This is a genomic window from Roseburia sp. OM03-7AC (assembly GCF_003462625.1).
GTDB classification, from domain to species: domain Bacteria; phylum Bacillota; class Clostridia; order Lachnospirales; family Lachnospiraceae; genus Roseburia_C; species Roseburia_C amylophila.
The window spans coordinates 54,520-74,563 of the sequence record NZ_QTZJ01000006.1 but is presented as its reverse complement, the minus strand read 5'-3'; the positions used below and the strand labels follow the sequence as shown (position 1 = coordinate 74,563).

At 41.0% G+C, this 20,044-nt stretch carries 22 protein-coding genes; 3 read left to right on the top strand and 19 right to left on the bottom strand.

Features of this window, described 5'->3' with window-relative positions:
• Positions 1-185: 185 nt before the first annotated feature.
• On the top strand, positions 186-1,988 hold the full coding sequence (locus DXB39_RS11480; RefSeq protein WP_117841892.1) for a methyl-accepting chemotaxis protein: 1,803 nt from the start codon (positions 186-188) through the stop codon (positions 1,986-1,988).
• A 193-nt stretch (positions 1,989-2,181) separates the two neighbouring features.
• On the opposite strand, the gene DXB39_RS11475 is transcribed toward DXB39_RS11480, so the two are convergent.
• From DXB39_RS11475 to DXB39_RS11465, 3 genes are all read right to left on the bottom strand, one after another.
• Positions 2,182-3,528, bottom strand: coding sequence for a glucose-6-phosphate isomerase (locus DXB39_RS11475; RefSeq protein WP_117698116.1), 1,347 nt, complete (start codon positions 3,526-3,528; stop codon positions 2,182-2,184).
• 93 nt (positions 3,529-3,621) lie between these two features.
• The gene (locus DXB39_RS11470; protein WP_117841891.1) at positions 3,622-3,921 is read right to left on the bottom strand and encodes a hypothetical protein; all 300 of its coding nucleotides are present in this window, start codon (positions 3,919-3,921) and stop codon (positions 3,622-3,624) included.
• A 119-nt stretch (positions 3,922-4,040) separates the two neighbouring features.
• Positions 4,041-5,444 carry a hypothetical protein gene (locus DXB39_RS11465; RefSeq protein ID WP_117841890.1) on the bottom strand — a complete coding sequence of 468 codons (1,404 nt, stop codon included), beginning with the start codon at positions 5,442-5,444 and terminating at the stop codon, positions 4,041-4,043.
• A 150-nt stretch (positions 5,445-5,594) separates the two neighbouring features.
• Between DXB39_RS11465 and DXB39_RS11460 the strand changes: the two genes are divergently transcribed.
• A complete protein-coding gene (locus tag DXB39_RS11460) occupies positions 5,595-6,677 on the top strand; it encodes an undecaprenyldiphospho-muramoylpentapeptide beta-N-acetylglucosaminyltransferase (protein WP_117841889.1) in 1,083 nt (360 codons plus the stop codon).
• A 57-nt stretch (positions 6,678-6,734) separates the two neighbouring features.
• Here the strand turns inward: DXB39_RS11460 and DXB39_RS11455 are convergent, their stop codons facing one another.
• From DXB39_RS11455 to DXB39_RS11395, 15 genes are all read right to left on the bottom strand, one after another.
• Complete coding sequence (locus DXB39_RS11455; RefSeq protein ID WP_117841888.1) at positions 6,735-7,154, bottom strand: HIT family protein; 420 nt, start codon at positions 7,152-7,154, stop codon at positions 6,735-6,737.
• 15 nt (positions 7,155-7,169) lie between these two features.
• Complete coding sequence (locus tag DXB39_RS11450) at positions 7,170-8,162, bottom strand: SCP2 sterol-binding domain-containing protein (protein ID WP_117698112.1); 993 nt, start codon at positions 8,160-8,162, stop codon at positions 7,170-7,172.
• Between the two features lie 79 nt (positions 8,163-8,241).
• A complete protein-coding gene (locus DXB39_RS11445; RefSeq protein ID WP_243006027.1) occupies positions 8,242-9,342 on the bottom strand; it encodes a rhomboid family intramembrane serine protease in 1,101 nt (366 codons plus the stop codon).
• 87 nt (positions 9,343-9,429) lie between these two features.
• Positions 9,430-10,662, bottom strand: coding sequence for a DUF6382 domain-containing protein (locus DXB39_RS11440; protein ID WP_117698111.1), 1,233 nt, complete (start codon positions 10,660-10,662; stop codon positions 9,430-9,432).
• A complete protein-coding gene (locus DXB39_RS14795; RefSeq protein ID WP_158565993.1) occupies positions 10,646-10,786 on the bottom strand; it encodes a hypothetical protein in 141 nt (46 codons plus the stop codon). Before DXB39_RS14795 ends, DXB39_RS11440 begins: the two co-directional genes overlap by 17 nt.
• 59 nt (positions 10,787-10,845) lie before the next feature.
• Positions 10,846-11,262 (bottom strand): prepilin peptidase, encoded by a 417-nt coding sequence (locus tag DXB39_RS11435; protein WP_117841887.1) that lies wholly within the window; start codon positions 11,260-11,262, stop codon positions 10,846-10,848.
• Between the two features lie 93 nt (positions 11,263-11,355).
• Positions 11,356-12,102, bottom strand: coding sequence for a TadE family protein (locus DXB39_RS11430; RefSeq protein WP_117841886.1), 747 nt, complete (start codon positions 12,100-12,102; stop codon positions 11,356-11,358).
• A 158-nt stretch (positions 12,103-12,260) separates the two neighbouring features.
• On the bottom strand, positions 12,261-13,703 hold the full coding sequence (locus DXB39_RS11425; protein WP_117841885.1) for a DUF5702 domain-containing protein: 1,443 nt from the start codon (positions 13,701-13,703) through the stop codon (positions 12,261-12,263).
• A 36-nt stretch (positions 13,704-13,739) separates the two neighbouring features.
• Positions 13,740-13,964: a Flp1 family type IVb pilin gene (locus DXB39_RS11420; protein WP_022242873.1), complete on the bottom strand. Its 225-nt coding sequence runs from the start codon at positions 13,962-13,964 to the stop codon at positions 13,740-13,742.
• Between the two features lie 96 nt (positions 13,965-14,060).
• Positions 14,061-15,284: a type II secretion system F family protein gene (locus tag DXB39_RS11415; RefSeq protein WP_117841884.1), complete on the bottom strand. Its 1,224-nt coding sequence runs from the start codon at positions 15,282-15,284 to the stop codon at positions 14,061-14,063.
• Positions 15,278-15,793, bottom strand: coding sequence for a type II secretion system F family protein (locus DXB39_RS14955; protein WP_199535138.1), 516 nt, complete (start codon positions 15,791-15,793; stop codon positions 15,278-15,280). Before DXB39_RS14955 ends, DXB39_RS11415 begins: the two co-directional genes overlap by 7 nt.
• 208 nt (positions 15,794-16,001) lie before the next feature.
• Positions 16,002-17,228: a CpaF family protein gene (locus tag DXB39_RS11410; RefSeq protein ID WP_117841883.1), complete on the bottom strand. Its 1,227-nt coding sequence runs from the start codon at positions 17,226-17,228 to the stop codon at positions 16,002-16,004.
• 90 nt (positions 17,229-17,318) lie between these two features.
• Positions 17,319-18,320, bottom strand: coding sequence for a hypothetical protein (locus DXB39_RS11405; RefSeq protein ID WP_117841882.1), 1,002 nt, complete (start codon positions 18,318-18,320; stop codon positions 17,319-17,321).
• The gene (locus DXB39_RS11400; protein ID WP_158565992.1) at positions 18,320-18,865 is read right to left on the bottom strand and encodes an A24 family peptidase; all 546 of its coding nucleotides are present in this window, start codon (positions 18,863-18,865) and stop codon (positions 18,320-18,322) included. Before DXB39_RS11400 ends, DXB39_RS11405 begins: the two co-directional genes overlap by 1 nt.
• 55 nt (positions 18,866-18,920) lie before the next feature.
• Entirely contained in the window at positions 18,921-19,193 is a 273-nt protein-coding gene (locus tag DXB39_RS11395) for a pro-sigmaK processing inhibitor BofA family protein (protein ID WP_022242867.1), read from the bottom strand.
• 154 nt (positions 19,194-19,347) lie between these two features.
• Between DXB39_RS11395 and DXB39_RS11390 the strand changes: the two genes are divergently transcribed.
• Positions 19,348-19,602: a YaaL family protein gene (locus tag DXB39_RS11390; protein ID WP_243006026.1), complete on the top strand. Its 255-nt coding sequence runs from the start codon at positions 19,348-19,350 to the stop codon at positions 19,600-19,602.
• Here DXB39_RS11390 and DXB39_RS11385 read toward each other — a convergent pair.
• Positions 19,566-20,042: a flagellar export chaperone FliS gene (locus DXB39_RS11385; RefSeq protein WP_117841880.1), complete on the bottom strand. Its 477-nt coding sequence runs from the start codon at positions 20,040-20,042 to the stop codon at positions 19,566-19,568. The two genes, DXB39_RS11390 and DXB39_RS11385, sit on opposite strands and share 37 nt — an antisense overlap.
• Between the last annotated feature and the right edge of the window lie 2 nt (positions 20,043-20,044).

Here is a 20,044-nt window from a genome sequence, read left to right as displayed (position 1 = left end):
TATTCATTTTTATTACATTTATTACAAATTTGTTACATCACGGATTATAACAAAGTAATTTTTATTTGTCAAGTTTCTGTACTTTTTATCCAATTCATGATATAATTTCCTAATAATAATTACGCAAAATCACAAGAAAAGATTTCGTCTTTTTTCGTAATGGTTATCAAGGAGGATGTATTTTTATGAAGGAACGTAAGCAAAAAGATTCTGCTTTGAAGCAGAGTCCAGTAAAGGCTCCAAAGCCTGTGAAAGCGCAGAAAGTGCCGAAAGCACCAAAAGTGCCTAAGGAGAAGAAGGAGAAAAAGGCCGTACTTCACTCCATGCGTTTTAATGTTGTACAGTTAGTTCTGCTGAGTATTATCATCAGTGTTGTTTCTCTTCTGATTATAGTTATTCCGGTTGCTGATAATGCAATTTCCACTTTGGCAGAAAGCTATATGCGTGATGTCTGTGACACCTGCGGATTAAATGTTGATGCTGCCCTGAACCGGAGCGGTAACATTATTTTAAATCAGGCATATCTTGAAACTCTGATTGGTGATGTCCGTATCAATGATCTGGATTCCAGTTACGCCTATGTGGTTGGTTCAGATGGAACCATGATTTACCATCCGGATGCAAGCAAAGTCGGACAGCCTGTAGAAAATACCGCAATTAAACAGGTAGTAGCTGATTTGGAAGCAGGTAAAGAACAGCAGAAGGGTATGGCAATCTATGAATTCAGAGGTGCTGAAAAATATGCGGCTTACTATGTTACTTCCAATAAAGCAGCTATTTTAGTCATTACTGCTGACCGTGGAGATATTTTAAGTGCTAAAGATGTAATTTATGTCCGCGCCGTTAGTGCCGCAATTGTTATCTTTATTGTACTGGGAATCATTTCTTTCCTTATTGCAAGTAAAATGACCCGTCCGATTGTAGAAATTACCAACGTTATTAAGCGTTTCTCTTCCCTGAACTTTGCAGAAAGCCCAACTACCATCCGTATCAGCAAACGTAAGGATGAAACCGGGCAGATGGCAAGAGCTATCGGAGATTTACGTGAGAAGTTAGTCACAATTGTTTCACAGATTAAGTCCCAGAGTGAACTGCTTTACAATGCATCTACTGAACTGGATACCAATGCATCCCACACAACATCAACCGTGGGAAATGTAGAAACCGCAGTAAATGAAATTGCTACCGGAGCTACCAACCAGGCTTCCGAAACCCAGAAAGCTACCGATGATATCGTTAATATGGGTAACATGATTGAACATACCAACAGTCAGGTTGAAAATCTTACAAGCACTGCTAACCTGATGCGTGAATCCAGCGAAGAAGCTGCTGCCACCCTGAAAGAGCTGGACAGCATCAACCAGCAGGCAATTGCTTCTATTGATGTTATTTATGAACAGACCAATATAACTAATATCTCTGCCCTGAAGATTAAAGAGGCTACAACTTTGATTTCTTCCATCGCAGAAGAAACAAACCTGCTTTCCTTAAATGCTTCTATCGAAGCAGCCCGTGCTGGTGAGGCAGGACGTGGATTTGCCGTTGTTGCATCGCAGATTCAGAAACTGGCTGACCAGTCCAATGAATCTGCAAACCAGATTGACCAGATTATCCATGCTTTGATTGAAGATTCTGAAAAAGCAGTTAAGACCATGGATGAGGTTAAAACTATTATGAACCTGCAGAGCGAAAACGTACATAAGACCGGTCAGGTATTCGAACAGGTTCGTGATGGAATCAGTTCTTCTATCAGTGGCGTAGGCGAGATTGCTACCAAAACAACACAGCTTGATAAAGCCCGTGGAGATGTTGTGGATGTCGTACAGAATCTTACCGCAATTGCCCAGCAGAATGCAGCAAGTACCGAAGAAACTTCCGCTTCCGTTATGGAAGTCAGCAATGTTATGCAGGAAATCATGGAAAATGCAAATCGTCTGAAAGAGATTGCTTCCATCCTGGAAGAAAATATGAATTCATTTACTTTATAATATGCATAACAAAGAATGTGCCTTGGCACATTCTCGCGGAGCGTTTTTTACTTTACAGGAAAGCAATTTCCTGTAAAGCATAGAAAGAACTCCACCCGGCTGGATATTCCAATCGGATGGAGTTCTTTTTTTGCTGTAATGCAAGGACTGATTCAAATTTAAATGATTCCATCTTACCCTGCTTCAGCAGTTTTTATAAACGTTTCATTAATGTTTCTCTTGCTTCTTCATAACCTGGTTTTCCAAGTAATGCGAACATGTTCTTCTTGTAGCTTTCTACACCTGGCTGGTTAAATGGATTTACTCCAAGCAGGTATCCGCTGACACCACATGCAAACTCGAAGAAGTAGAATAATTCTCCTAAATAGAATTCGTTCTGTTCTGGAATCTTTACCATGAAGTTTGGAACCTGACCATCGGTATGCGCAAGAATGGTTCCGTTCATTGCGCTCTTATTTACAAAGTCCATATCTTTTCCAGCAAGATAATTTAATCCGTCTAAGTCAACCGGTTCTTCCTGAATTGTGATATTGTGTTTCGGAGTCTCAACGTTCATAACAGTCTCAAACATAATTCTGGAACCATCCTGAATGAACTGTCCCATAGAATGTAAGTCTGTTGTTAAATCTACAGATGCCGGGAAGATACCCTTCTGGTCTTTTCCTTCGCTCTCTCCGAATAACTGTTTCCACCATTCCGATACATAATGAAGACTTGGCTCGTAGTTGCAAAGGATTTCTACTGCTTTGCCTTTTCTTAATAAAATGTTACGAACTGCTGCATACTGTAATGCATCATTCTCTGTGAAATCCTGCTCTAAAGCAAGTTTTCTTCCTTCTGCAGCTCCATCCATTAATTTCTGGATATCTGCACCACTTACTGCGATTGGAAGAAGTCCTACAGCGGTAAGTACGGAGAAACGTCCTCCGACATCATCCGGTACTACAAATGTCTCATATCCTTCTTCATCTGCAAGATGTTTTAATGCTCCCTTTGCTTTATCTGTGGTTGCATAAATTCTCTTTGCAGCTTCTTCTTTACCATATTTCTTCTCTAACTTTTCTTTGAAGATACGGAAAGCGATTGCAGGCTCAGTTGTTGTTCCTGATTTTGAAATAATATTTACAGAGAAATCACGGTCTCCTACTACATCAAGCAGTCCCTGTAAGTAGCTTCCGCTGATGCTGTTTCCTGCATAATAAATCTCAGGAGTCTTACGAACTTCCTTAGAAACATTATTATAAAATCCATGTCTTAAGAATTCGATTGCGGCTCTTGCACCAAGGTAAGAACCACCAATTCCGATTACTACTAACACTTCAGAATCAGACTGAATCTTAGCTGCTGCTTTCTGAATTCTTGCGAACTCTTCCTTATCATAATCTACCGGAAGATCCAGCCAGCCCAAGAAATCATTTCCGGCTCCGGTTTTATCCAATAACTCTTTTTTTGCATTGTCTACAAGTTTGCTCATATAGCCAACTTCTTCTTCACTGATGAAGGAAGCTGCCTTTGAGTAATCAAATGTTACTTTACTCATTTCAAATTCACTCCTTTGTTTTTTCTATACACAATTCCCTAATTATGAATAAAATTTCATTAGAGTTTATTTTATCAAACCTATATGCATTTATCAAGGAAAAATTTCCTTCAAAACAGCATTAAATACCGCTTCTTCCTGCTGTTTTCTCTTCTTTTCAATAGAATCCCGCATCTGTTCTTCCTGTCTCGATACCAATGGTTCTTCTTTTCCACTGTCTTCTGTTAATATGACATTCAGATAATCTTCTACTTTTCCCTGTATCATTTGCAATCTGCGTCCTGTCCGGTTCACTTTAACCAGAACCCGCAGGATTATTATCATTTGTAAGAGCATTCCTGCCAGAATTATGTAATTTGCATATTCATACACCAAATTCATGAAAGCTCCCATTCTTATAACCTCTTTTCCTTTTTCTTTCTATTATAAAAAGGAACATTCCATTTGAAAAGAGGACAACGCCGTGTTTTCGCCGCATCTTTTTCCATTTTTCCCTTTGTTTCTGCGGTCTTCTACAAAAGCTGCTGATATTCTTCCCCATCCAACATATAGCCGGAAAGGCAGCAGCCATATTCTTCATTTACGCTGATAATCCGGTTATAGGACCCAGCCAGCAGAATATCTTTTAGTATCTTCGTATCCATTCGCTCATTGATATTTCCAACCCAATAACGGATACCTTCTCCTTCAAATTTCCACGGAAATTCCGGATTCCATTTTGACACATCTTCATTGCCGGGAATCGATACAATCCGTACCGTCTTTCCATATCCCCGATAACGTTTTAAAATCTCTTCCATATTTTTGTGCATATCAATATTTCCCAAAAAAAGTACTCCCATTCGAAGTGTTCTGCTCTCCCTGGTAAACTGGTTCCGGAGCATTCCATAATCATTTCGCTGGATACATTTTAACATGCATACCGTTCTGCCGGCATCCAGATACGGAGAACAATGATTTTCTCTGCCAAAAGACTGTTCATACATGGCACCATTGATTTTACTTCCGCTTTCTTTTACCTGACCCGGACCTGCATACATAATAACTGCTGCAAATGCTTCCAAACCGTAAGTCTTCTTATATGCCTCTAATAACCGTTGCATTCCCGCCTGATACTGTGTATTTTCCGGATGACGAAGTGCCCTGTCATAGCCTTCTTTCGTATAATATCTTCTAGTAAACTGATATAGTTCCATTACATCCATTCCATATGCAGAAAAATAAAATACCCACTTATTTTCAATGATGCATCCGGCCTTGACCACCGGAATGTATTCCCGTTCCATAATCTTTATCGTTTCTAAATCCTCTGCATCTGCCAGTTCGAAATAATTTCCTTTTCTGGCATTCTGCACTGCGTCCAGGGAACAGGGCGGACAATTTCCATATAATAAATAGACATTTTCCACCCCCATATTCTTTAATGTATGGTAGGGATGCCGGATGAGACCGGAAAATTCTAATAGTTTTTCCGGTGACATTTCCGGCTCCAATATCCATTGTTCCGGTAATGCCTTCTCTTCCATATCCTGTTCCTCCGATATCCACTGCTCCACCAGCATCCGGTGAATCGGTGCTACATAAGGCATAATCACCGTCTGAATCGTCGTATTTTGCAATAGTTCATACAATATGCCAAGACAGTCTCTCGTATATTCTCCTACTACCACAAGATCTATCGGTGCACCGGCCAGTCTTCTGATGGTTCTTTTGTCCAAGATACCGATGCCTGTTATATCATTTTTTCTGCTGCTGTCTTTGCTGCTTACACCATCGTTTATGTTACTGTTCGTAGGATTTCCGGATAAGTATACATAATTCACACTGCAGTCATTCTCCTCGTTATAGATACTGCCTGCCTGAATCATTCCATTTTCCACATTTTCAAATAAGTACCGATAATATAATGCTTTCATTTTCACATGCCCCCCGCTTTATTTTCTGATATTTTTACAATTGTATAAGGTTTTAAATTAAGTTGACTTTTTTTACCAAGAGTATAATATATTATTCAGCAAATCATTTTACATTGTAAGTAATCTGATATTAAAGAAAGGATTCTTTTCATGAAAAAAATCGTTTTAACAGGCGGTGGTACCGCCGGTCATGTAACTCCAAACATTGCTCTTTTTCCTGCTTTAAAAGAGGCTGGTTATGAAATCTCTTATATCGGTTCCTATGCCGGCATGGAAAAACAGTTAATTGAAGAACAGAACATTCCTTATTATGGAATTTCCTCAGGAAAACTCCGTCGTTATAAGGATCTCCGTAATCTCACAGATCCATTCCGTGTGATCAAAGGCTACGCACAGTCTGTATCTCTTTTAAGAAAAATCAAACCGGACGTTGTCTTTTCGAAAGGTGGATTCGTTTCCGTTCCTGTCGTTCTCGCAGCGAAACGCCTCCGTATTCCTGCTATTATTCATGAATCCGATATGACACCTGGTCTTGCTAATAAAATTGCAATTCCAGCCGCCTGCAAGGTCTGCTGTAATTTCCCGGAAACTGTAGACTATCTTCCAAAGGATAAGGCAGTTCTTACCGGTTCTCCAATCCGCCAGGAACTTTTAAGCGGCGACAAAGAACAGGCTGCCAGACTTTGTGGTTTTACCATGGATAAACCGGTTATCTTAGTAGTCGGTGGAAGCAGCGGTTCCAAATTTATTAATGATGCGGTACGTGGTCTCTTAGATGACCTGCTTGCCAACTATCAGATTATCCATCTCTGTGGGAAAGGAAATATAGATAAATTATATAACAACCGTTCCGGCTATGTCCAGTTTGAATATGCCGGGAAAGAACTTCGGGATATGTTTGCTTTAAGCTCTCTTGTCATTTCCCGTGCCGGTGCAAATGCAATCTGTGAATTGCTTGCTCTTCACAAGCCAAATATTCTGATTCCACTGTCTGCTGCTGCAAGCCGTGGTGACCAGATTTTAAATGCCCGCTCTTTTGAAAAACAGGGGTATAGCTATGTGATAGAAGAAGAGAATCTGACCAAAGAAACCTTAGATGCTGCCATAAAGAAAGTCATGACAGAAAAGGAGACTTATATTTCTAATATGAAGTCTAGCCAGCAGTTAGATTCTATTCATACCATTCTTGATCTTATTGAAAAGGCCAGTGAGAAAAAGAAGAAGAAAGCATAAAGTCAAAAGGTGTAAAGTCCTGATTTTATATAAGACTTTACACCTTTATTTTTCTTTTTATTTTACTTTTATCTTATCCAAGATTTCTTTCATTTCATCATCAGAAAGCTCTAATGGAGTATATTTTAAAATATCATCATTCTTGTCTCCTTTGTATCTTGGAATCAGATGCATATGGAAATGAAATACTGTCTGTCCTGCAGTCTCTTCATTGTTCTGAAGTAAATTGAATCCATCACAGTTTAATTTTTCTTTCATATGAACTGCCATTTTCTTAGCAAGCTTCATTGCTTTTGCTGCTACTTCCTCATCCATTTCATAAAGATTTGTAAAGTGGTCTTTAGGAATAATTAAGGAATGTCCTCTTGTTGCAGGACTGGCATCCATAATGACACGGAATGTATCATCCTCATATACGGTATTTGTCGGAATATCGCCTGCTGCCAGTTTACAAAAAATACAATTATTGTCTTTCATGGTTACTCCTTCTTTCTATTCAAAAATAAAAATCTGATCTAAGGTACGCAGTGTCTTAAAGTTTCCTTTTGCAGTCATCTCACCGGTCATAAATGCTCTCTGAAAAGTCATTCTGCCCGCCAAGATATTATTCATGACTTCTCCGGTAAGTTTCGCATATACATCTACATTTTCCTGTTGTCCATAATAGCAGTTTAACTCCTCTCCTGCTACTTCCACTACCAATGGTTTCTTTTTCTCTTCAATCATAAAGAGATAGTTCGCCGTGAAATCCCCCTGTGGCACAAAATGGCTTTCTAATTCTGTAATATATTCTGTCTGCGTGTCATTCTGCTGTACACTTAATTTATCCTTAAACATGGATGCTAATTCTTCAATATCTTCTTTCTGTTTCTTTACGTAAGAATCATCTGCCACGTACTGTGATAACTGCTCACTCTCCTGTGGTGTTAAATCCATCTGCTGCGTCCGCAGGATGGTTCTGGTTACCGCCTGATTAGAAGTCGGCAGACTCTTCTGTTTCTGAGAAATTGTACGGTAAAGATTTTCTGCTTTCTTTTCAATAATCAGGGAATAGTCATGATTCATTTCAAAGCTTACCAGATCATCTACATAGCCACACATTCCGCTGCACGGCAGACCGCCTAAGATTTCCCATGCATTGGACAATGTCAGTTCCCCTTCACGTTCTCCATACGTGGTTGACATAACGATTGGCTGCATATAGGTTGTCTTAATCTTTTCCTTGTCTCCGTAAAGCCAGCAGGAATCCAAAAACTGCTGCATATAACCACCGATTCCAAGCCACTCTACTGTCGTTGCCAGAATGATTCCATCTGCATCCTTTAAGGTCTGCGGCAACGTAGAGATGCTATTCTTGTGCTCGTATATATTATATCGTTCCACACTGACACGAAGCTCTTTTAAAACTTCTTCCATTTTCCCGATTACATATAAAGTAGGATCATCCAGAAGTCCTCTACCACCGTAATATATATTTACTTTCATTTCTGCCTCCGTATCTTAAGTTTTTCATCTTACTTCATTCAATCATATATCAACAGTATATAAATTTTCCGGAATAAAATCAATCCTTTCTGCGATATAGAAGCAGTGACAGAAAAAATCCGCTAATCAGTCCGCCTACATGACACCAGTTGTCCACTCCGGTACTGGTAAATCCATAATATAGGCTCAATGCAATCATAATTACAATTCCTCTGATATTCAGTTCCTCTACCCTTCCTCTGTTGGCAATTATTACCCAGAGTAAAGCTCCAAATACACCAAAAATGGCACCTGAGGCACCTGCTGACACCGTCAGGGTTCCTTTGCCCTGTGTTACCAGAAGTGAAAGCAGATTACCGCACAATCCTGCGCCAAAATAAATGATAAGATAGCGCCACTTTCCTATCAGACGTTCCAGTCTGTCTCCAGTCCAGAATAATACAATCATATTATTTGCAAGATGTGCCAGTCCAAAATGTAAAAACATGGCCGTAAACAGTCTCCACCATTCTCCCTGTCCAAATACATCCGGCAGAAATACTGCTCCATGTTGTTCCATAAAAGCTGCAGATTCCGTATCGCCAAGTACGCTCAATGACAGAAATACTATGATATTTATCAAAACAATGCCGGCGTTACACCAGGACGGATACTGTTTTATCCTCTGCCACAAAGTAAGACCTCGCTTCTCTTCTGTTCTACGGTAATTATCCGTCTGTGCATACCCCTGTGAAGCATAACCTCTTTGCCTCCCACCACCGGATATCTGTTCCTGTAATGCATCTCTTAATCCATAGAAATCTCCCGGCTGGTTTTCAAAAATCATAAGCTGCCCTGTCTGCTCATTAATAAGCCAGACATTCCGACAGCTGCCACCGAGCATACGTGCCTGTCCTATATCATCTGCAACCAGTAACGTCAGTAACTCCACCTGATAGATTGCCATATTCTGTTCACAGCCCGGAATCCTTCCTTCCGGATGAAGAAACAGCTCCTGCAGTTTTTTCTGAATTGCCTGCAATTTTTCTGTTTCCAGTACAAATCCCGGATGCATAAAGATTCCAGCAACCACCTGTGCCCTTCCTTCTGTAAATCTATAGTATACCCCAACCTCTTCCGGCGACACTTTGATAAAGGAATATCCCCGCTCTTTTAAACATGCATCTATTTTCTGAATCAATATAACTTATCCTTCTTCTAGTCTTTTATGAATCTGACAATAACACTTTCAAAAGGCACTGTCAACGAAGGAAATATAACCTTTTTCTTAAAGAAATGTAAACCTCTCACGTCCCAGCTGAATCACATCATTCATGCATAACTGCTCCTTCTCCCGATATGCCAGCATTTTCCCATTGAGCCATGTTCCGTTCATGGAATTTAAATCTTCCACATAATAATCCTCTTTTTCTCTGGTAATGCGGGCATGCATGCGGCTGACTCCCTGTATACATACATTTCCGTCCGCCTGCTCACTGCTACCTATGATAAAAGGGAAATACTCCATCCGGATATTCGAAATATCCTCTTTTCCATCATAACGCAGAACTCCTTCCGGAGCCCGCTCCGTTCCAAGATAAACGGTCGGATTTTCCTCCTGCATTTCTTTGTAATCCATAGGTGTACACACGATTGGTTCCTCCTCCTTCTCATGATTTATCTTTCCTGTTAAGAATGCCGGAATCCGGCTGATTGCAGCAATGCATTCCTGCAATTTTTCTTCCATTGCCATATTCCAGCCACGGCTTTGAGCATCCTTCTTATAATATTCATCATCCTTTTCAATTGTATCTATCTCATATTTTTTCCAATACCCCTTCTTTTTCTTTGCAGTTGGCTTTTCCTCCACAGCTGCATCTTTCTTTTCCTGCTCCCATGGCATAATGCCCTTCTGCAATGCCTCTACCTTTTTAGATGAAACAGATTTCTGCCGGACCGGTACATAATCCTCTACATCCTGCTGCCGGTACTGATATAATATCCTTAGGATTTCACCCAAAGAAAATCCTTCTTCTGTTGATTTCTGATATGCCTCATAAGATGCAAGAACCATCTGTTCATCTTCATGATTAATCTTTGCCAGAAGATATTCCATCAGCTTTCGGAATCCTTCTGTAACAGGTTCCTGTCTGCCGGGGCAATAGGTGAAATAGAACTTCTTGGTTCCATTCTCAAGATAAATACTCTCCGGGTCTAATAGAATTCCCTCTTCCTCCAAAAGATATGGCCGGATTTCCTGACAGATTCCCAATAAAGTTTCTAACATTTTTGCAAACATATCTATGGCAAAATCACTGCTCTCCAAAACATGATCCAAAGAACGTTTTCCGGTAATTTCATATCGAAACTGTGTCTCCCCTTCTGAAACTACCGGTTCAAACTGCAATAAATTATGAATATGATTCTGTCGGCACATATGAATCTGATATCCGGAATACGCGGGATCTGATGTAATAAACATATAACTCTGATTCAGATTTCTCTTATAACATATCTCCAATATAAATTTCCTCCATACATTCTATTTTGTTCTCGCTGCTTTCTTCTGCCGCCATCTTTACCCTGTCATGCAGTTCGTAACTGACTACAATCAGGGTACAGAATATTGCCAATATCATTGGCACTATAACTGCCGCCTCTATGGTATAAGAAGCCGGCAGATAACATTTCTTTTTCCACTGTCTTATAAAATCAACAGAATGAGATATGCTGCCAGCAGAAACGGAATAAAAGGAATGATGTCTTTTCGTCTTTTTCTGTGCATGAACAGCAATACCAGTGCATACAGAGAGGACAGGAAAAGTCCCGTCAGAAGCAGACGCATGGTATTGATTCCTCCAATGTAAATTCCCGCTACACAAAGTACCAGTCCATCGCCAATTCCAATAATTCCACCAGACACCAGTGACAGAATAATAACTGCTGCCCCGACGGCAATCCCTCCTAACATGCTGTATAATGACTGGTTTCTCTGCCAGAGATGCAGTAAAATTCCACCAATGCCAAAACACAATACTCTTATGCTTTGTATTTCTTTTTTTCGGATATCTTCGATGGAACATATCCCCAACATTCCAAGTACAGAACATATCGTCACCATCCCCTTATCTCCTTGTTATTCGTTATTTTCTATCTACCACTTACTACTTATAACCTGCTATCTACCGTTTCTTTATCTGATACATTTATTCCCTCAGGAAGCTTTTCTCTTTTCACATTTTCCGCAAGATGAATGATTTCCCGCTTCTTCCAGCAAAATACGGTATACGGTACGCTTTAACCCACTGCAGGAAAGACTATTGTGCACTGCCTCTCCATATTCTGTTACAAATACTGTTTTGGTATCTTTCTTTCCTATGCGGCATTTTTCGCAATCTTTATATTTCGCCCCGGAATCATTCCGTAATCCGGATACCGTCTCTTCCGGCACTGCCAGAATGCTCAAATCCAAATAGGTACAGTCCGAAAACCAGTGATAGGATTTCCCTGTCTCTGTAATATAGACATAAGTTCCATCTTCATTTCCACCGCCTGTATAACCAATCCATTTATGCACTTTTGCCCGCTGATCCATGTCATAAGAAAATAGTCCCAATAACTGCAATGGATTTTCAATCCGATAAGATACACATAAATCAATATCATTTCCCATTAATTCAGAACGCCAAAAAGAGAACCCCTTTTCTTCCCCTTCCACATAAATTACCGGTGCTTTCAGTTCTTCTAATTTTCTTTGAAACAGGATTTTTGCTTCTGCAATTGGCACAACAGATTCCAGCCCGCTTTCATGTGTCATATGTGCATGAATGGCACTTTTTCTGGCGGCATATTGCAAGGCATATTCCACATCCTGCTGTAATTCCAATACTCGGAAAAGAAAGATTACCGATAGTATACAGATTACAAACAGTGGCAATGCGATAGCTGCTTCTATTGTCATAGACGCCGTTGTGGAGGCACATAAAGGTGTCTCTTTTCTGTTTGTAGAATTGCTATACAATAGATTTGTATTATCTGGGTTAGAGAGAGTTTTTTTATATTGATTTTTTATTTGAATTCTGAGAAGAGACACCTTTATGCACCCCCTTTCTTCTTTTGTTAATAAACATAGGAAAATGAATTTTTTTCCTGAAAATGATAATCTCCTTTGAAGCCTTCGCCACTTCCAAACCACCCGAAGAACAATGGTTTTGACAGATAACTGCACTGTATTTCCATACTACCAATCATGCAGTCCATCCGAAAATTCTCCCGGTCCGGCAGCAGCCTGACATTCTGCTCCATCAGATTCATTGCCCGATAGGTAAGCTTCTCCTGTCCGGTAAGATATAATAAAATTCTTAAATAATCCCCATAACTTAAACCACTTTCACTGGTCTTACTTTCCTCTTCTTTTGCAAAGGATTCCGACAATGCTCCAACGTCTAATGTCCACTCGGCATTTCCTTTTAAAAAAGGAACCTTGCCACCCTTTAAAAGCGTTTTTACATCTTTTATACTTTCTGAAAATGCCCATGCCACAAGAATTCCTTCTTCTACCACCTTGACTACCGCCGGATTAGCTGTCCAGCCCGCAGTTACAAGTGCTATGGTATTCGCCAGTGCCGTTTTCTCGGCATCCCCTTTCAAATAAATATAGTTTGCCACCTCACGAATCGCCAGCATGCGTTCTGCAACGCCAGCAAGGTTTGCCACATCAGAATCTTTCCCTGCAATGAGATATTCCATCTCATATTGCAACACTTCCGACTCACTCTGATTTCGGTAATCACTAAACTGCTTCAGTAAATATTCCCGGAAGAAAAGTCCCGTTGTCATATCCTCCTGCTGTGCCTGCCCATTTCCTGTAAAACAGGTTCTCTTTGCAATATCATCGGATAAATCAATGGTCTGTGTCGATACCGCTGATACATCTTCTACCACCAGTGACAGGATACTTTTATTCTTAAGTTCTTTTACATAATCCAGTGGATTCTCATTCTTCTGATTTGCGGCATTCCGTTTTGTGTTTCTTTCCAGCCCACTCTGTGTATCGGTCTCCTGAATAGCAGTTTCGAACTTCTTCTCGATGTCTTTATTGTCTTCCGTCAGTTCCTTTGCTTCTGTTGCCTTTTCATATAATTTTTCAATGGCCGCAATTCCCATGGTACGCTTTACATAATCTGCCGCCTGCCTTCGAAATTCAGTTCCCGCATCATCGGTTGCCATCGTATAATTCGTAATATAGCAGTTCTCTAACTGCATCTCATAAAGATTGGTATATGACATTTTTAAGAATCCCGGCTTCGCCTTAAGGTTCTCTTCTCCAAGTTCCTGCAATGACTGTTCCAGACTACTAAGTTCCGGCTCTCCTTTCCTGCCTGCCTCCAGGAAATAGAGATGATACTGCTCAAAAAGCGCGGTATCATACTCTGCCATTTTGGATTCCAGCAAAAGTTCCGTTTCCATTTTGCTCTGCGCCTCTAATCCATAGAGGCGTGCAGATTCCAGCAGAGTAAATACCAGACTTAAAATCATCGTCAATGCAAGGCTTAAGAACAATGTAATACTCCCTTTTTCCCTTGTTCTTTCCATTTTCTACAAAGAACCGGTCCGCTGGGTAATTGTCGAAAAGATACTGTTTAAAAGAACCGTCAGTTTTGATTTAAAAATAACAATCAGTCCAATCAGAACCACCAGAATCAGAACCACTTCCACAACACCTACCCCATCTTCCTCTTTTAAAAACCGGGTCAGACTTCCTTTTATTCTTTTTACAACGTTCATTGGATTTGTCCGTTTTACATTTACTACACCTTTCATGTTCCTTCCTCCTTTATTTACCTATTGTTTTAGTTACCTGTTATCTGCTTACAGCCGAAACCTGCCACTGACAGCTTCTTACGGCTGCCTGGTAACTTATATGTGCATGGTCATACATGCAGGCACAACAAGAATGACCATAATCACCACCATCATCATTAGCATAGGAAACAATAATTTTGTTCCTGCTTCCTCTCCCAGTCGCTGCGCCATAGTCTTTCGCTGGGAAAATGCATCCTCTGATTCTTTTGCAAGAATTCTGCCGATTCCTACAGTTCCCTTCTTGAGATTCTGTGTCAGAATAGATGCAAACCTGCGATAGGATGCCAGTCCGCATCGTTCTCCAAACCGCTCATATGCCAGGCTTTCCCCCATTCCATCCTCTAATTCTCTTCTGGTAAGCAGCATTTCCTCGTAACCGGCACGTTTTGGCAGTCTTTGTTCCTTCCGTTTACTCTCATATGTATCTGTCAGCTTCTTCCACGCCTGACGCAATGACATACCGGCTTCTAATAATAATCCCAATCGACTAACCATTTCCGGATAATCTTTTACCAATTCCTCTTCCCAACGTTTTTTTGCATCCTGCTGTTCCTTTTTCCCACTCCATAGAATCACTACTGCTGCAAATATCCCCAGGAAGAGAAAAATAACCAACGGCTTCTCGGTTTCTTCTTCCCAGCGAAGTGCTACACCATCCATATTCTGTGGCAGCTCCACTTCTTTTTCTTCTGCATTTTGATTATAAAGATATTGTTCTATCTTTTTTCCCAGATTGGTTTCATTCTGGTTTTCTGAAGGATAAAGACAGATGGGAAAGGAATACTCTGCCTGATTTTTTCCATTCGACAAAATTGCGGTAGCATTCACCACCTGCCCCGGCAAAAGATTTTCTTCCTCTATATTTCCCTGTAAATCAATCCAGATATCCGGTTCTAACTTCCATTCCACAGAAATGAGACCATTTTTAACACGTTCGCATAAAACCACCTGTCCACTGACATGGTCTGCCTGCTGCCCGTTTCGAAATACTTCTTCTGCTTCTTTTTCTGCCTCCGGCAATATCTCTTTCCATTCCGCTGCTGTTAAAGTACGTTCCTGCAGATTTAATACAATCTGCCCTTTTTCCCCACTATCTTCTTCTATATAATTTAAAGATTCCTGATAGTCTCCTTCCCCCGGTTCATTTCTTATTAAACAGTTCTCCTTAAAATGAGATTCCTGCTTTTGCATCCACTCCGCTGCAATTCCCAGTAAAACTGCTGCCAAAAGTACCAGAATTGCCAGCTTTTTCTTTTGCTTCTTCATTTTCTTTAACATATACTTTCTCCAATACGTCTTACGATTTTCTCTGACCAAAGATATGCCAGTCCATAGAGAATAAGACCCCCTGTCATAATCAGCCCCCCCGCCACATTCCCATACAATGCTTCCAAAAAGCTTCCCGATGTCACATTGACAAATGCCAGTATAAATAAGGGAATTACATTCATTACCTTCTGTTCCATCTTCCTTGCTGTCAATGCTGTCTCTATGGTTTCCTGCAATTCCATCCGGTCTGCCATCTGCCGAACTGTATTTCCCATAATTGCAGTAAAATCCCCGCCGCTCCGCTTGGCATAAGAAAAAATTCCCGCAAACTGCTCTACATCCTCTATCCGGCTCCGCTCTGCAAAATCCTCTAACAGCTGCTCCAATGGCACATTACAGTCCATTTGGTGTATCATCTGGCGCATTTCCACCGCCATATCACTTTCCATGCCATACTGCTGTATCACATCTTTTTTTGCTTCCCGCCACGCATTTTCAATGGAATATCCTGCCCGCATTGCTCCTGCTGCCGATAGCAGTGCATCCTTAAACTGAAGCTTTAAATCATTCTGGCGCTGTATCTTAGCAGAATTCCTTTTGTTTCGAAGAAATACTGGACATAAACCAAATCCTGCAAGAATTGCCAGAGTGGACTGATAAAACAGCCAGCCTATCAGAATATCCAGCAGCAGAAATTCTCCAACATATAATAAAAACTGTCTTTTCTTAAAATGATATTGACGATAATCCGGCAGCCTGTAATTTTTCCTGATAGAGAAGTTCTCCTTTCTTCTCCCAGATTCCGCCGATGCTTCCCTGTTCTTTTTTCTCCCGGAACCGGAAGAGCTCGTGTAAACATACCTTGCCATTTTCTACCCCCTTCACTTCCACAACCTGCAGCAATTTTCTGCTGCCATCCCGAATTCTGCCAAGTTGTATGATAATATCAATGGCCGATGCTATCTGACTCTGGATTGCTGCCAGCGGCATATCCATTCCCATCAGCACCATCGTCTCAAGGCGGCTTACCATATCCATTGCCGAATTGGCATGTCCGGTACTCAGGCTGCCGGAGTGTCCGGTATTCATTGCCTGCAGGACATCCAGTGCTTCTGCCCCACGGCATTCCCCGACGATAATCCGGTTTGGGCGCATACGAAGTGCACTTTTTATCAAATCCCGGATGGTAATCTCCTCTGCTCCCGGAAGCTTGATATCCCGGCTCTCCAGACGCACCAGATTGGGTAGCCCAAGCAGCTGCAGCTCCGCTGAGTCCTCAATGGTAACCACACGTTCTTCCTTTGGAATAAATTCCGACAAAGCATTTAGAAATGTAGTCTTACCGCTTCCTGTTCCTCCTGATACAAAAATGTTATAGCCGGCACACACCAGATGCTTTAAAAAATCTGCCACTTCCCTTGAAATAGAACCCCATTCTATCAGTGTCTGCATCCGGACAGGCTCTTTGGGAAAACGGCGGATGGACAACGCTGTTCCATCTATGGCAATAGGTTTTAAGACAATATTTACCCGGGAGCCATCCGGCAGTCTGGTATCTACAATAGGATGTAATTCATTTACCATACGGTTACTGCCTCCTGCAATCTGCTGTATGACATCCTGAAGCTTTTCTTCTGATGTAAAGTGTTTATCCCACTGATAAAGCCTCCCTGCCTTTTCATAAAAGATTCCTTTGGTCCCATTTACCATAATTTCTGTAATGTCAGCATCCTCAATAAGCTCCTGCAAAATATCCAGCCTCCGCAGGGAATGAAAGATTTCCCGAATCAGATTCTGCCGCATGGAAATACTCATAGGCATTCTATGGCTGTCTTCTTCCAAAGTCTTTTGCACCAGTTCTAAGATTTCTTCATCTTCCATGGTTCTTGAAATGTCCATCCGTTCCATTACCTGATGCTTCAAGCGTTCCTTTAAATTCTCCTTTGTCTCCATCTGAATGCCTTTCCCCCATACATCTTCTTATGCATTTCCTTATGTACTTTCTTATTCACTTTCTTATCCATTTCCTTATCTACTTCTTTCCTAAGGCATTTCTTTTTCATTGTCTTCTTCTCTTTCTATTTCCTGTGCTATCCACTCTTTGAAATAGCCTGCTGCTGCAACCGGATTACCGGAATTTTCATATCTTTCACCTGTCTGCAATCGTTCCGGAATCTTTATAATCTGAATCTTTCCTTTTACTTCCTGTGACATAAGCTGTTGCTCTACCGTATCCATTCCATATTCCTGCTTTAAAAATGCATACACCCTGTCACACTCTTCGATAATTCTTCCCGTATCAGCAAGCTCCGGCTGTATCTCTAATATCACATAATCAAAGGACAATTCCTGCCAGATAATTTCTAAAAGCCTGTGATAATCCTGTGCTTTTACTTCACCCAATAAAACTGCCTGTTCTACCGGAACCATAATGCCAAGTTCACCCACAGTAGTAATTCCGCTCATCACACTGGCACCCCCATTGGTACTTCCAAGCCGGAGAGATAGCAAAACATCGGATAAATTATGGCTTTCTTCCATTTCCGGCAGCTTCATGCCGCAATATCCTCTGGTATTAATGTATAAAACCTTTCCCTTCTCTGCCAAAACCTGTGCTACAGCCAGTCCTGCCAATAAAGACAGCCCGTCATACCAGGGTGACAGCAGTCCTATGGTACGACCCTTCCTGCTTCCCCGCAGACAGATTTCCGTTGGACGCTCCGCCAGTAATGCATACATTTCCTGCAGGATGACATTGGCAGACTGGTACTTATAAATATGCGGCAATGCTGCCTCTCTTGCTCCCAGCCGTTCTTCTGCCAGACATACCATTTCTTTCTTTAAAGGAAGGGTTTCTGCTTCTTTCAACAGCCCTGAATTAATCAGCCAGATATCTCTTTTTTCTTCATTTAAATCTGCCTCCACACTGTTCCAGTCTGTATATACTTCTGCCTTTGCCACATTTCCTGTCTCCAGAAGATATTCTGCCAGTTTATTTCCATAGGCACTGTCCGCATCGCAGATTGCAATTGATATCTGATTCATTACACCACCCCCAATGTCAGTAAATAGCCGCCCAGTACCGCCGGTGCCAGATGCATGCAGGAATCATCCATACCGGACTGCTCCCGATAAGGCACCCACTGTTTTCTCACCAGACTGCTCTGCATATAAGTTCTAAAATACAGTATGCGCTGTAGTAATGTTCCCTGCCTTATCAGCCGGAACAATCCGTATACTGCTGCCAAACATAAGGAAAAAATAATTGTGTGAAGCACAATAGAATAATCTGTCATGCAGGAGAGTGCCATAAAAAGCTTAATGTCTCCGGCTCCCATTGCATGCATCAAGAATAATAAATAGAATAGAATCACGGGAATTAACATTATTACTGTTACCAGTATAATTCCCTTTTCTCCTTCTCCCCGGATATGTGCTGCATATCCTGTCATCACCCCCATGCCCGTCAGCCAGTTCGGTATTTTTGACTTCCATAAGTCAAAGCAAACTGCCAGTCCAAGCATAATTATCACTAGTATTGTTATAATTCCTTCCCCCTTCGCTGTAATCGCATTATACGATGTCCCCATGACCTTGTACATGTCGAATTGGGAAAGTTTTTTCTTTCGTCACATTTCACAAATATTACATCAGACGATATGCCATAATTCCATAAAGCAGGGTAAATCCTCCTGCTCCCAGCAGTCCCACCGTTGTAAGGCTCCACGGATTCAGTCCTACCATAATGTCAATGCCATTCTTCGAAAGCAGCTGGTTGCAAAAGACAATTGCCACCGCTCCTGCTGCCATCCGGACAACAAAATTTAAGACAAGGTCTGCCCTCTGTTTTAAGATTCCGATAAACAAAACCAGCAGACAAATGCCTATAATCACCATAATTCCTGTTTCTTTACTCATTACACTGCTTAAAATCCTTTTCAAGTATCCATTTCCTTACCATTAACATATTTTTCTGCAAAAAAAAATATTCCTTTTTTTGTATAGATTGGATTTTTCTGATTATACTTAGTAAAAAGAGGATTTATTTTCCATAAAGAAAGTGGGGATCGTATTGTTTGGAATTGCAAAAAACACACCTGCGCCGGATGCCGGCTACCGCTTACTTTTAGATGATTTAAACCGGACAAAGAATGATTTAGACTTCGCATATGCGAATTTTCAGAATGTTGTAGAACCGGATCTGATTGATGCCTATATTTATGAAGTAAATGCCATGCAGCTGAAATATAAATTTCTGCTACGCCGCTTAAAGCAAAAAACAGAGGATTCTTACGCGAAGAATCCTCTGGAAGTATCTGACTCCTGAAAATTTTCATTTAATTGTTCTTTTCCATACGTCATACCCGCATATACCTGCTGGGTATTGTGCATTAAGGGTTCTGAGGTATCCTGCTTTGCGACCTCACAGAAGGCCTGATACAAACCGTTCAGAACTCTTTTTGCATGGGCGATGCCGTCACCGTTCTGCTGATACATACTGCACATCAGCTCTCTTCTGCAATAGGAATAAAGCGGATAAAGCTGTGGGGAAAGTTCATATTGAAAATTCAATGCCGCCTGAAGTTCTCCAATCACTGCATCAGCTTTCCGGACGGCTTCTTTGTATACATCAAAATCTTTTTCCTTCAGATTTTTTTCTGCTTCATCAAGATAAGAAAAGCAGATATCATATAAAACCACTACCAGTTCACTGCGGTTACTCTGGGTAATCCTTCTGGTAAAGTCCTGCTTTGTTCTACTATCCATGA

Excerpts from the sequence above, each read along its gene's own strand:
- DXB39_RS11480 (WP_117841892.1), top strand. The coding sequence starts at position 186 with ATGAAGGAACGTAAGCAAAAAGATTCTGCTTTGAAGCAGAGTCCAGTA.
- DXB39_RS11475 (WP_117698116.1), bottom strand. The coding sequence starts at position 3,528 with ATGAGTAAAGTAACATTTGATTACTCAAAGGCAGCTTCCTTCATCAGT.
- DXB39_RS11470 (WP_117841891.1), bottom strand. The coding sequence starts at position 3,921 with ATGGGAGCTTTCATGAATTTGGTGTATGAATATGCAAATTACATAATT.
- DXB39_RS11465 (WP_117841890.1), bottom strand. The coding sequence starts at position 5,444 with ATGAAAGCATTATATTATCGGTACTTATTTGAAAATGTGGAAAATGGA.
- DXB39_RS11460 (WP_117841889.1), top strand. The coding sequence starts at position 5,595 with ATGAAAAAAATCGTTTTAACAGGCGGTGGTACCGCCGGTCATGTAACT.
- DXB39_RS11455 (WP_117841888.1), bottom strand. The coding sequence starts at position 7,154 with ATGAAAGACAATAATTGTATTTTTTGTAAACTGGCAGCAGGCGATATT.
- DXB39_RS11450 (WP_117698112.1), bottom strand. The coding sequence starts at position 8,162 with ATGAAAGTAAATATATATTACGGTGGTAGAGGACTTCTGGATGATCCT.
- DXB39_RS11435 (WP_117841887.1), bottom strand. The coding sequence starts at position 11,262 with ATGGTGACGATATGTTCTGTACTTGGAATGTTGGGGATATGTTCCATC.
- DXB39_RS11430 (WP_117841886.1), bottom strand. The coding sequence starts at position 12,102 with ATGACAATAGAAGCAGCTATCGCATTGCCACTGTTTGTAATCTGTATA.
- DXB39_RS11420 (WP_022242873.1), bottom strand. The coding sequence starts at position 13,964 with ATGAAAGGTGTAGTAAATGTAAAACGGACAAATCCAATGAACGTTGTA.
- DXB39_RS11415 (WP_117841884.1), bottom strand. The coding sequence starts at position 15,284 with ATGTTAAAGAAAATGAAGAAGCAAAAGAAAAAGCTGGCAATTCTGGTA.
- DXB39_RS14955 (WP_199535138.1), bottom strand. The coding sequence starts at position 15,793 with ATGCGGGCAGGATATTCCATTGAAAATGCGTGGCGGGAAGCAAAAAAA.
- DXB39_RS11410 (WP_117841883.1), bottom strand. The coding sequence starts at position 17,228 with ATGGAGACAAAGGAGAATTTAAAGGAACGCTTGAAGCATCAGGTAATG.
- DXB39_RS11405 (WP_117841882.1), bottom strand. The coding sequence starts at position 18,320 with ATGAATCAGATATCAATTGCAATCTGCGATGCGGACAGTGCCTATGGA.
- DXB39_RS11400 (WP_158565992.1), bottom strand. The coding sequence starts at position 18,865 with ATGGGGACATCGTATAATGCGATTACAGCGAAGGGGGAAGGAATTATA.
- DXB39_RS11395 (WP_022242867.1), bottom strand. The coding sequence starts at position 19,193 with ATGAGTAAAGAAACAGGAATTATGGTGATTATAGGCATTTGTCTGCTG.
- DXB39_RS11385 (WP_117841880.1), bottom strand. The coding sequence starts at position 20,042 with ATGGATAGTAGAACAAAGCAGGACTTTACCAGAAGGATTACCCAGAGT.